The 12,005-nt window shown below is 70.3% G+C and carries 11 protein-coding genes; 5 read left to right on the forward strand and 6 right to left on the reverse strand.

Annotated elements, in window-relative coordinates:
- Positions 1-134 precede the first annotated feature (134 nt).
- Positions 135-959, forward strand: a complete 825-nt coding sequence (locus G5C60_RS05910; protein WP_338145710.1) for an SDR family NAD(P)-dependent oxidoreductase — start codon at positions 135-137, stop codon at positions 957-959.
- Positions 960-976: 17 nt separating this feature from the next.
- Here G5C60_RS05910 and G5C60_RS05915 read toward each other — a convergent pair whose 3' ends face one another.
- Entirely contained in the window at positions 977-2,389 is a 1,413-nt protein-coding gene (locus G5C60_RS05915) for an NsdA family TPR-like regulatory protein (protein ID WP_165255231.1), read from the reverse strand.
- Positions 2,390-2,679: 290 nt separating this feature from the next.
- On the opposite strand from G5C60_RS05915, the gene G5C60_RS05920 reads away from it, so the two are divergent.
- The 4 genes from G5C60_RS05920 (at position 2,680) to G5C60_RS05935 (ending at position 5,313) form a co-directional block, all read left to right on the forward strand.
- Positions 2,680-3,501: a helix-turn-helix domain-containing protein gene (locus tag G5C60_RS05920; RefSeq protein WP_165255281.1), complete on the forward strand. Its 822-nt coding sequence runs from the start codon at positions 2,680-2,682 to the stop codon at positions 3,499-3,501.
- Positions 3,502-3,504: 3 nt separating this feature from the next.
- Complete coding sequence (locus G5C60_RS05925) at positions 3,505-3,750, forward strand: DUF397 domain-containing protein (RefSeq protein ID WP_165255233.1); 246 nt, start codon at positions 3,505-3,507, stop codon at positions 3,748-3,750.
- Positions 3,751-3,941: 191 nt separating this feature from the next.
- Entirely contained in the window at positions 3,942-4,487 is a 546-nt protein-coding gene (locus tag G5C60_RS05930; RefSeq protein WP_241266534.1) for a hypothetical protein, read from the forward strand.
- Positions 4,488-4,506: 19 nt separating this feature from the next.
- Positions 4,507-5,313 (forward strand): SAM-dependent methyltransferase, encoded by an 807-nt coding sequence (locus G5C60_RS05935; RefSeq protein WP_165255235.1) that lies wholly within the window; start codon positions 4,507-4,509, stop codon positions 5,311-5,313.
- 51 nt (positions 5,314-5,364) lie between these two features.
- Here the strand turns inward: G5C60_RS05935 and G5C60_RS05940 are convergent, their stop codons facing one another.
- The 5 genes from G5C60_RS05940 to G5C60_RS50955 all read right to left on the reverse strand — a co-directional run.
- A complete protein-coding gene (locus G5C60_RS05940; RefSeq protein WP_165255237.1) occupies positions 5,365-6,762 on the reverse strand; it encodes an FAD-binding oxidoreductase in 1,398 nt (465 codons plus the stop codon).
- A gap of 114 nt (positions 6,763-6,876) precedes the next feature.
- Positions 6,877-9,477 carry an AAA family ATPase gene (locus tag G5C60_RS53550; RefSeq protein WP_165255239.1) on the reverse strand — a complete coding sequence of 867 codons (2,601 nt, stop codon included), beginning with the start codon at positions 9,475-9,477 and terminating at the stop codon, positions 6,877-6,879.
- Between the two features lie 154 nt (positions 9,478-9,631).
- Complete coding sequence (locus G5C60_RS05950; RefSeq protein ID WP_165255242.1) at positions 9,632-10,414, reverse strand: pectate lyase; 783 nt, start codon at positions 10,412-10,414, stop codon at positions 9,632-9,634.
- A gap of 32 nt (positions 10,415-10,446) precedes the next feature.
- On the reverse strand, positions 10,447-11,427 hold the full coding sequence (locus tag G5C60_RS05955; RefSeq protein WP_165255244.1) for a pectate lyase family protein: 981 nt from the start codon (positions 11,425-11,427) through the stop codon (positions 10,447-10,449).
- Positions 11,428-11,708: 281 nt separating this feature from the next.
- Positions 11,709-12,005 (reverse strand): peptidoglycan-binding protein (locus G5C60_RS50955; RefSeq protein WP_206439130.1); only part of this gene is annotated, 297 nt, incomplete at its 5' end.

Consider the following 12,005-nt stretch of genomic DNA (forward strand, 5'->3'; position numbering starts at 1 on the left):
GCACGGGTGAGGGCGGTCTCGGCGGCTGCACGTGCAGCCAACAGTGCGGAACGGTCCATCAGCCAGGGGGTGCGGGGGTTGTCCGGTTGCGGGGGCGTAGTGGTGGGGCATGTATGTTCGATCAGGTGACGAACGTGAGTGAAAGCCAGGCGGTGAAGCACCGGCACGGCGTCACCGGATGGTCCGGCGTGAGCGGCAAGCGCGTACTGGTCACCGGTGGCACCCGGGGACTCGGCGAGCAGATCGTGCGGCTGCTGGCGGCCGAGGGAGCCCATGTGGCGACCTGTGCACGCACCGCACGGGATCTCAAGGCACTCGCGGAGTCGCTGGACGCCGCGGGGACCGACCGGTTGTTCACGCGGGCGCTCGATGTCACCGAGCCGGAGCGACTGGAGAGCTTCGCCCGGGCCGCGGCGAAACACTTCGGCGGCCTGGACGGGGTGGTGGCCTGTGCGGGCGGTTCGCACGGCCGCGGCTTCGAACAGGCGGGCGCCGACGACTGGGCCGCGACCTGGGAAGTCAATGTCGGCCACACGGCGCGGCTGGTACGGGCCGCGGTCCCGTATCTGCGGGCGGCCGGCGGCGGCTCGGTCGTGGTCATCTCGTCGATCTCGGGCTGGAAGCCGGGACCGAACGCGCAGTACGGCGCGGCCAAGTCCGCGCAGATCCATCTGGCCGCCTCGCTGGCCCGCGAACTCGGACCGGACGGAATCCGGGTGAACGCCGTCTCCCCCGGCTCGATGCTCATCCCCGGCCGCCGCTGGGACCGTATGCGCAGGGAGGACCCCGAGGCCTTCGCCGCGTTCCTGGCAGCCGAACTGCCGGGCGGCCGGCCCGTCGCGCCTCAGGAGGTGGCCCGCGTGGTGGCGTTCCTGCTGTCCGACTGGTCGAGCGGTATCTCCGGGGCCCATCTGCCCGTCGACCGCGCGCAGAACGCCCCGTCCCCCGACGGCTACTGAGCCGGCACCGGTCCCGGTCATGCCGCCGCCCCCAGCACGGGGCGTGACCTGCGCTCGAACTCCTGCACAAGGGGTTCGTGGCAACGGGGCTCAAGGCGTCGGCGGAAGTCGCGCAGGGCCTGGATCGACCGCTCGCTGTGCACGGAACTGAGGGTGTCGAGCGCCTCCGTGGCCGTGCCGATGGCCTCGTCCAGCCGGTTCTGCTGGAGGTGGGCGGTCGCCAGTACGGAGCGGCTGATGGCCTGGCGCCTGCGCCGGTCGGCGTTGGCGCTCACGGACTCACCCGCCGTGCGCTCGGCCTGCGCGGCAAGACCGAGGTCGCGGAAGCACAGCGCGGACTCGGCCTGCAGGTAGTGGTGGTCGAGGAAGCGGACCCACACGGACTCCTGCGCGGCTCCGCGGCTCGCGTCCAGCTGCCGCTCCGCCAGGCGCAGGGCCTCGGAGGTCTCGCCCGAGCGGCCCTGTGCCGCGTGTCCGCGCGCCGCCATGGCGTACAGGCGCATCAGGCCGAGCGGGCTGCCCGCTTCCTTGGCGGTGGCGATGCCCGCACGGGCCAGGGCGACCCCTTCGTCCGGGCGCCCGAGGTTGGTGGCCAGGTGGGAGAGGCCGGCCAGGATCTGACCGCCCAGGACCCGGTCGCGGCCCTCGGCGCACAGTCTCAGCGCCTGCGTCATGTAGCGCTGCGCGAGGCCGTACTCCCCCGCGTCGTACGAGCTCCAGCCGGCCATCGCGGCGAGGCGGGCCGCGGCCGCGTACAGCAAGCGCTGCTGGTGCGGGGGCGTGCCGCGCCGCTGGAGCATCGGGACGACCTCGGTGGACAGGTAGTGCACGATGCTGGTGCGGACCCCGCCGCCGCCGTAGTGGTTGTCCATCTCGTCGAACATGCCGATCATCGCGTGGACCTGCTCGACGGGGCCGCTGTCGGCCACCGACGCCAGCCGAGCGGCACTCTGGGTCTCCACCAGCCACAGCAGCCACTCGCGCTGAGGGTTCGTCAGGGCGTCGGCGACGAAGGGGACCGCGCCGAGGAGGCTGCGCCGGGAGATGTCCGTGGAGCCCAGTTCGGCCAGGGTGTGCAACGTCTCTGCCAGGTCTTCGCGGTAGACGAGCGCCCGGCCCACCACCGGGCGCTGCTGCTCGGGCAGGAAGCCGAGATCCGTGGGAGAGACGGCGCGGCCCAGCCGCTCGGACAGGACGGCGGCGATCAACTCCGGTGCGGTGCCCCGCGGTTGCTGGCCGTGCAGCCAGCGGGTGACCGACGCCTTGTCGTAGTTGGAGTCCATGCCCTGACGGCGGCCCAGTTCATTCACCCGGTGAGCGAGTGAGGCGTACGAGCAGCCGGCGTCCTTGAGGGCGGCCGCCAGTGCCTTGTTGGCCCCGGCGGAGCCCTTGGCCGGACTTCTTGGTTGTCCGTCGGTCACGGTGGCCATCCAGGTCTCGCATCGCGGTGCGCGGCGTCCCCGTACCTGCCGTAGCGATCAACTCCGGTGCGGTGTAGCTCGGTTGAACGCCGTCGCCGCTGACTGTGCGACAGGTCACCCGATCACTATGACGGGCTACAGACTCAGCCCGCAACACGCGTTCTGATAATTTCAGAACTATCCGCATCGCTCTGTCTCTGTCAGCATCGACGTGGCACACTGCTGGCTGTGACGGCCGTTCCGGGAGGGTGGACGTGAGCGACAACCGCTCTGGCGGCAGCGCCCCGACCGTCCTTCGGATGGTTCTCGGCAAGCGGCTTCGGCATCTGCGGGAACAGGCCGGGGTGTCGTTCGAGGACGCGGCACGGGCCCTGGAGGTGACCCCTCTGACGGTCCGGCGGATCGAGAAGGCCGAGGTCGGTCTTCGCATCCCGTACGTGAAGGAGTTGCTGCACACCTACGGAGTTCCGGCGGCGGAGGTCGACGACTTCCTCGCCCTGGCCAGGGAGGCCAACCAGCCCGGCTGGTGGTACAAGTACCGCGACGTGCTGCCGGAGTGGTTCAGCGCCTACGTGAGCCTGGAGAGCGAAGCCAGCGTCATCCGGCTCTACGAACCCCATTACGTCCCGGGCCTGTTGCAGACGCACGACTACGCCACCGCACTGATGCGGGTGGGGTTCCCCAACGAGTCGAAGGAGGACATCGAACGCCGCGTCACACTGCGCCTCAAGCGCCAGGACCTGCTCGCCAAACCGGAGGCACCCGCCATCTGGGCCGTTCTGGAAGAGACGGTGCTGCGCCGCCCGGTGGGCGGACCCGAGGTGATGCGGGCTCAGATCGACCGGCTGAACGAGGCGCTGGACCTGCCGAAAGTCCGGATCCAGATCATCCGCCTCGACACGGGCGCGCATCCCGGCGCGTACGGCCCCTTCCACTACTTCCGTTTCGGCTTCTCCGAACTGCCCGACGTCGTCTACACCGAGAGCCTCGCCGGCGCGGTCTATGTCGATCAGCCGGCCGACGTCGTCTCGTATCTCGAAGTACTGGACCGGATGTCCGTGCAGGCGGAACCGGTCGCCCGGACCAGGTCCATCCTGGGTGAACTGCGCAAGGAGTTGTGAGACATGGATTCCACGGACCCCATCTACAGCGGCATGCCGGCCGGCGATCTGGGAACGGAGGGCTGGCACAAGCCCTGGAGCGGTACGAACGGCGGGAGTTGCGTCGAGGCCAAGCGGCTGCCCGACGGCAGCGTCGCCGTCCGCCAGTCCACGGACCCGGACGGGCCCGCGCTGATCTACACCCGGGACGAGATGCTGTCGTTCCTGGAGGGCGCGAAGTCCGGCAAGGCCGACTTTCTGGTCGCCTGAAGCTCCGGATCGGTCGCCCCGGCCCCGCTTCAGTCGTCCCGGAACCCGCATCGGTCGCCTCGGACCGGCATCGCGAGTCCGTTTCGGACCGCACACCACTACGCCCGCACAACCGGAAAACCCGCACGCGGACTCCCCTCGTGCGGGTTGCCCGGCCACACTGAGGAAGTCGGTCGTCCGGAGGGAGTGGTATGCACACGCTCCATCAGGCCGTCGCCCAGTGCCGAACGCTGGTCGTCGAAGGCTGTGACGGCATCGGCAGGAGCGGTCTGCTCGCCGAACTGGCCCGCCACGGATTCCTCATCAGACGCGCGCGCGGACATCTGCACCACGTGGACCCGACTCAGCCGTACCGTGAACTCCTCGCCGCGCCCGGCCGGCTGGCCGTCGACGGCAGCATCATCCACGAACTCGTCTACGGGCCGTTGCGCCGGGGACACTCCCGGGTGACCTGGATCCAGGCCCTCGACTTCGCCGAAGCCGTCGCCGAACGCGACGGCGCCCTCGTACACCTGACGGCCCCTCACGAGCAGCGGGCCGCCGCGGACACGGAGAAGGCCCAGGCGGTCAGCGCGTACGAGCGGGCCTTCCGCACCCTCGCCCAGCACGTCCCCGTGGTCACTGTGGACGCGGGCGGCCTCAGCCCTCCCAGCCGTGCGCCCGCCCCCTCTCCCTTTTCAACTGGGGCAATGCGAAGGGCAGTTGACGGTAGGTTAACCACACACCACACCGCGTGACGCACGGCAGGAGAATCTCATGGCAGACGGCCGGCCCACCCCCGAAGAGGCTCTGTCCAAGATCGACACAACGGTGCCGCACTCGGCCCGCATCTGGAACTACTGGATGGGCGGGAAGGACAACTACGAGGTCGACCGGGTGGCGGGTGACGCCTACCGCGAGACCGCGCCGAACATCGAGACGATGGCCCGTGCCTCCCGTGACTATCTGATCCGCACGGTGACCTTCGTGGCCGGCGAACTCGGCATCCGCCAGTTCCTGGACATCGGCACGGGCCTGCCCTCGTACGACAACACCCACCAGGTCGCCCAGCGCGTGGCACCCGAGTCCCGCATCGTCTACGTGGACAACGACCCGCTGGTGCTCCGGCACGCCCAGGCCCTGCTGACCAGCACCACCGAGGGCGTCACCAACTACATCGACGCGGACCTGCACGAGCCCGAGAAGATCATCGCGCAGGCGGGCGAGATCCTGGACTTCACCAAGCCCGTCGCGCTGATGCTCATGGGAATCCTTGGCCACATCCAGAACTATGAGGAGGCCAAGTCGATCGTCCGCCGCCTCCAGGCAGCCCTGCCGTCGGGCAGCTATTTCGTGCACTACGACAGCACCGACACCGACGCCGCCCTCAAGGAGGCCCAGGAGGGCTACGACGACACGGGCGCCATCCCGTACGTGCTGCGGAGCCCCCAGCAGATCGCCGCGTACTACGAGGGTCTCGAACTGCTGGAGCCCGGCATCGTGTCCTGCCCCCTGTGGCGCCCGGAGCCCGGGACGTCGCCCGAGCCCACGGACGTCTACGGTGGCGTGGCCCGCAAGCCGTGACCGGTCGTTGATCAAGGACACCGGTCGTCTGTCAGGGACCCCGGTCGTTGGTCAGGTGCGTGGCGCCGGCTCGACGTTCTGGTTGAGCCGGAACAGGTTCTGCGGGTCGCGGTCGGCCTTGACGCGGGCCAGGCGGGCGTAGTTGTCGCGGTAGCTGGCCCGCACCCGCTCCTGGCCCTCGTCCATCATCATGTTCACGTAGGCCCCGCCTGCCGAGTAGGGGTGCAGGGCGTCGAAGTAGTCGACGGTCCACCTCTTGATGCTCTCGGCATTGGCCGGGTCGGAATCCACGCCCGCGTAGACGGACGCCCAGCGTGCGTCGCGGTAGCTCCAGGCGGTGTCCGTCGGCGCGTGGTCGTGGACGGCGCCGTCGATCGGGTACAGGTGCATCGTCGACTTCCAGGTCGGCAGTTCGGCACCGAACTTGGCGTGTTGGCCGACCGCGTCGCCGGGGATGTCGTTGACGAAGTCCGCGCGCCAGTACCACTGGTCGCCGGGCGGGTAGAGGCCGTCGAACGCGGACTGGATCGCCGGGTGCGGCATCGGCGCGGGGCCGTGCAGCAACGGTGTGGGCAGTGCGTCGAGCAGCGGTGCCATGGCCCGTGCCGCCGCGTCCGTGTCGTCTCCCGCGTAGCACCACACCACACCGGCGATCTTCCGCAGGTGAAGCTCCTCGGGGAACGGCGGGGCCGGCGGCACGGAGCCGAACAGGAAGAAGCCGTTGAGGTCGCGCGGGGCGTGCGGGATGAAGTCGCGGTAGGCGGTGAGGACTTCGGCGCCGAGTTCGACGGGCCAGAAGGTGGGTCCCGCGACGACCGTGCTCACCTCGTGCAGGCGGAACAGGAACGAGGTGACGACGCCGAAGTTCCCGCCGCCCCCGCGGATCGCCCAGTACAGGTCGGTGTTCTCGTCCGCGCTCGCGCGTACGTGCGCGCCGTCGGCCAGGACGAGTTCGGCCTCCAGGAGATTGTCGATGGTCAGCCCGCACTTGCGGCTGAGATGGCCGAGGCCGCCGCCCAGGGTGAGACCGCCGACACCGGTCGTGGAGATGATGCCGCTCGGGGTGGCCAGACCGTGCTCGTGGGTGGCGCGGTCCACTTCGCCCCAGACGCAGCCTCCGCCGACGCGGACGGTGCGGGCCCGCGGGTCGACCTCGATGTCCTTGAGCGGGGACAGATCGACGACCACACCGTCGTCGCAGGTCCCCAGGCCCGCTCCGTGGTGACCGCCGCCGCGCACCGCGAGCGGAAGGCCGTGGTCGCGGGCGAAGCCCACGGCGTGTGAAACGTCCTTGGCATCGACGCAGCGCGCCACGAGGGCGGGCCGCCTGTCGATCATCCCGTTGTAGACGGCGCGGGCCTCGCCGTAACCGGAATCGTCCGGACCGATCAACTGGCCCGCGAATCCGGCGAGTTCCTGACGGGCTGCTTGTGCCGGCGTCATGGACATGCGTATCCCCCGTTGAGTCCGGGGCCCTTCGACGGGCCCGATGCGCCTGTTCTAGTCCGCCCTCCGCAGACACGGATATCCGTGGCCGCCACCTAGCTCACCGTCGGCGGCTACCTACGTCTCGGCGCCGGGCAGCATGCCCAGTTCCGTGGCGCGGTCGGTGACCTGGCGCCGGGTGCTTGCGCCCAGTTTGTCCAGTACCGCGGAGACATGGTTGTCGACGGTACGGACCGACAGCACGAGCCGGTCGGCGATCTCGGGGTTGGTGAGCCCCTGCACGAGCAGCCGCATGACCTGGAGCTGGCGCTCGGTGAGGCCGGCGGGATTGTCGCGGGTCGCGGCGAGCGGGCCGCGTGGGATGTGGCGTACGCCGAGCCGGCGCAGCTCGCCGCGGATCAGACGGGCCAGCGGTTCCGCATCCAGCGCATCCAGACCGGCGAGCGCGGCGAGCTTGTCCGCAGGGTCCGGGCTCTCGGCGAGCGCCGCGGCGTGTTCGTACGGGCAGCCCGCCGCCTGCCAGGCCTGCGCCGCCTCACGCCATCGGCCGGCGGTCTGCAGGGCATACGGATGGTCCGAGCCGTCGGCAGGGACCGGATGTCCGGCCTTGGCGAGCCAATAGCCGAGTTCCGCCCGGTGCGGCACGGCGGCCAGGTAGCGCGCCTGCTCGAAGGCCTCACCGGCGGCCGCCACCACGGCGGGGTGATCACCGCGCAGCCAGGCGGACTCGGCCATGGCCGCCGCGACCGGTCCGATGCGCTGCAGCTCACGGGCGCGTACGGCGATCTCCCAGGCCTTGTCCAGCAGTTCGTCGCCACCGCTCCTGCCGCGGCGGATACGCACCCGCCCCAGCACGGTCAGCGCGGGGCAGCGGGCGGGTACGAACTCGTGGGCGCCGATCTCGGCGTGCTTCTCCGCGTCGTCCCACGCTGCGGCGGCGAACCGGCGCAGGGCCATCTCGACGTGGAAATAGCTGAGGAAGCCGAGGTGCTCCGCCCGGTCCGCCAGCTCCATCGCCGGGGCCAGGAAGCGGTCGGCCTCGGCGTACTCGAGGTTTTCGAGGAGGGTCCAGATGAGGTTGGCGTAGGAACGGCAGGCGTGGTCGACCTCGCCGGCCGCCAGCGCCACCTTGAGGCTCTCCTCCACCTGGGCGCGCCCGAGGGGGTCACCGGCCCGCCAGCGTGCGGAGCCCACGTTGTTGAGGGCGTGCGCGAGGATCGCCGGGTCGTCGGTGCGGTGGGCCAGGGCGATGGCGCGTTCGCCGATGTCGATGGCCTCGGTGTGACGGTCGGAGAGCATGTGGAGCTGCGAGGTGTTGCTGAGGGCGAGCGCGAGCAGCCGGTCGTCGCCCGCGTCCTCGAGTACGGCGATGGCCTCCCGTGCGGCACGTTGTGCCTCGTCGGCGTCGCCGGCCCACCAGTGGATCCGTGACAGCCAGCGCAGGTCCGCGCCGAGCGCCCGGGTGTCGCCGAGGGAGCGGCGCAGGGCGACGGCGTCCCGCTCCGCGCTGACGGCGGCAGTGGAGTCCGCGATGGTGTAGCTCTCGACGGCGTACCGCTCCAGCAGGTCGGCCAGTTCGGCCGCGCCGAAGCGGTCGCGATGCCGCAGTACGAGCCGCAGATGGGCCGCGGCTTCGCGATGGGCGCCCGCGTCGGCGGCGTCGCGCGCCGCGTCGGGCCCGTACCGCACGATCGCCTCCTGGTCGCCCGCCTCCGCCGCGTGGTGCACGACGCGTGACGGGTCGGAGCCGGGGGCGGCGACGAGCGCGGCGAGCACGGCTCGGTTGAGCTCGATCCGTCGCGCGGCGGGCAGCGAGTCGGCGATGGCGCGGCGGATCAACTCGTGGCGGAAACCGGCCCGTTCGGGGGTCACGGTCAGCAGGCCGCGCCGCTCGGCCGCCGCCAGTTCGGCCACGCCGTCCGTGAGCAGCGCGTCGACCAGCGGGCGCTCGACGGCGGACGGCACCACGGCGAGCTGCTCCAGGGCGTCCCGCGTGCGGTCCTCAAGGCCGCGCAGCCGGGCCAGCACGGCGTCGACCACGGTCGGCGGTACGCCACCGGTGCCGCCGGCGGCCACCACCTCGGCGACGAAGAACGGGTTGCCCGACGTCACCGCGTACACCTCCGCCGGATCCAGCCGGCTGGCCGCGCTCAGTCGGTGCACGGCCTGAGGAGAGAGCCGGGACAGCGGGAGACGGTGGACCCGCTCGGCTCTGGACACCTGGCCGAGGAGGTGCCGCAGAGGGTGGGCGCGGTCCAGTTCGTCGTCCCGGTACGTCAGCACCAGGACGGCCGGGAGCCGCTCCACCCGGTGCACGAGGAACCGCAGCGCGTCGAGCGAGGCCTCGTCGGCCCAGTGCACATCCTCGACGACGAGCACGGCCGGGTGCGGGGCCGCGGTCAGCTCCGCCCGCAGGGCGTCGTACACCCGATGCCGGTCGCCGCCCTGCGTGAGCAGCCGCGCCAGCTCCGGGCCGACACTTCCGACGAGGTCGCGGAAGGGCCCCAGCGGCCGCCGGGTCGCGAGGTCGTCGCACTCCCCCACCAGGACGCGCGAGTCGGCGGGCAGTACGCACGGCATGGCCTTCACCAGGCTCGACTTGCCGATTCCGGCCTCTCCGAAGACGAGCGCCACCGAACCGGCTCCGTCCGCCGCGTCCCGCGCGGCGGCGGCCAGTCGGTCCAGTTCGTGGTCCCGTTCAAGGACCCCCCGATCCACGGCGCAATTCTGGCACGCGCGGGGCGTTCCGGAACCGTTTGGGTTCGTATCTCCTGTTCGTATCTCCTGCCCTGCGCACGCCGGGGCGGCCGTACGAAGCGCCGTGCAGGGACGCTTCGTACGGCCGCTGTCACCGTGGGGGCACCGTGGGGGATTACCTGTAGGTGATGTCCGAGGTGCTGTACTTGCAGTTCGTGCTGTCGGGGCCCGTTCCGACGGCGGTGTTGTTGTTGTACTTCTGGCAGGGGACGACCTTGCGGCTGGAGTCGTTGAGGATCGTGATCCCCTTCAGCGTCGCCACGTCGTTGCGGTTGACGTTGATGCCGACGAGCCGCGCGGTGGAGCCCGTTCCGGTCACCTCGATGTTGTTGAGGTTCACCTTGCGCGTGTACGACGTGGAGCAGTCGCCGCAGGAGCGGTAGAGCGTCTTGAACTCCTGTACGGCGAAGTTGGAGATGTTCACCGTGCCGGGCCCGTTGTGCTGGAAGACCTTGTCGGCGGCCTTCTTGGCGCCACCGCCGATCACGTTGTACGTGGAGCCGCCACGGAAGGTCGCGGCGTCCTCGCCGACATCCGCCCACCACACGTTCTGCAGGGTGCAGTCGCCCTCGCAGTGGATGCCGTCGGCGCCGGGCGCGCCGATGATGACGTTCTTCAGCGTCGCGCCTGCCGCGAGCTTGAAGATCGGGTCCTGGCCCTCCTCCTGGCCGTCACCGGCCAGGTCCCCGGTGCCGTAGAACTGCTTCATGCCGTAGTCCTTGGTGCCGGACACGGAGATGGTGGAGGAGGTCCCCTGGCTGCCGTTGGGGGTCGGCCAGGTGGCGGCGCTCGCCGGGGATGTGCCGACTGTCGTGATCATGACAGACGAGAGGCCGAGTGCGGCCAGCCCGCCGATCAGTGCGCGCCTGCGGGCGCGGGGCTTTGCTGGTGAAGTCATGTCCCGATGCCTTCTTCCAGTTGGGGGGGTCGTCAGATCTTTCCGGCGCCCGCACCGGACGTCACCGAGGCGACGACGGACGAGGCGGGCTCGGCGGTGTAGCTGTAGGGCGGATTGGTGAAGGTGCCGACCCGCGAGACCTCGGTGGCGGCTCCGCCGAGGTCGTTGCCGCGCAGGTTGGCGTATCCGTCGACGTCGCTGCTGCGGTTCGTGGTTACCGCGATCTTCGTCGTACGGAAGACGTTGTTCTCGACGAGCATCTGGGCGCCCATGCGGGAGTGCACGGCGGTGTCGGCGCCCTCGACGTAGTTGTCGTAGAAGTGGCCGGTGCCGAAGCGCAGGCTGGGGATGCGCGAGTAGATGTTGCTGAAGTGGTTGTGGTGGTACGTGACCTTCAAGTGCCCGGTGTCTTCACTGGCGTTGTTGTCGCTGTGGCCGACCAGCGAGCCCTTGAAGTGCTCCTTGAAGGTGTTCCAGGACACCGTCACGGAGTCCGAGCCGTGGTTGATGTCGAGCAGACCGTCGTAGTAGTCCTTGTCGTGGCTGCGGTCCGCCGAGAAGGAGTTGTGGTCGATCCACACCTTCGTCGACTCCTGCACCGTGATCCCGTCGGCGGGCGCGACCGGCTTGCTGATGTTGAGGTTCCGGACGACGACGTTGGTCGCCTCCTTGATGCGCAGCCCGCCACCGGTGAATCCGGACGACGAACCCGCGCCGAGCACCGTGGTGTTGGAGCCGATGTCGACCTGACCGCTCAGCGAGATCAGGCCGTTGACCCGGACCACTTTCGCCGCGTTGCCCGTGACGGCCGTCTTGAAGGCGGCCAGGGTCGAGACGGTGACCGGTGTCGCGTTGCCGCCGCCGGTGGTCCCGGCGCCGAAGCCGATGGGGGCGGTCTCGGCGGCGCCGGCCGACTGCGGGAGCACGAGCACAGTGACGGTCGCGAGGGCGGCCGCGGCGGCCGCGGCCAGTGTGGGTCTGTGTGCTCGTGTGCGTGGGGGGCGAGTACGCATGCGGGGTGCGTCCCTTCAGGAAGACCTGGTGGGTCATGTACGTGACTATCGTTCGACATACTGAACGCGGTGCACAGGTAGATCCACCCGACGCGAGATGCGCAGGGCTCTTGAGCGTGCAGTTCCGGGGCGGTACGAACTCGGGCGGCCTCTATCTCAGATATGAGATAGGAGGACGCCGGGTCACTGTTCTGAACGGACCGTAGAGGGTAAGCGCTTTCTGGTCAACGGTTCGGACCGAACGGGTTCGGCCATATGGGAGCGCTTCCACAGGTGCGGCGCTAGGACGCCGTGCGGGATTCCAGATCGCGGCGGGTGTCGTTGCCGTACACGCCCGTTTCGTCGCCCCGGATGCCGTACCAGAGCTGGAACCGCGCCACCGCCTCGGTCAGCGTGGCGTCGTATGTGCCGCTGGTCGTGCCGTCCTGGTACACGTTCGGGATCTTCAGCAGCCGTTCCTGGAGCTCGCTCACCTCCGGACCGCTGGCGCCCTCGCGGAGGGTGCCGGCGCCGTCCGGGTCGGCCGAGCTCGGCGGCGGGGCGACCGGGGCGGCCGGGGCGGAGGGGGAGGCGGCAGG

The organism is Streptomyces scabichelini (assembly GCF_011045015.1).
Taxonomy (GTDB): domain Bacteria; phylum Actinomycetota; class Actinomycetes; order Streptomycetales; family Streptomycetaceae; genus Streptomyces; species Streptomyces scabichelini.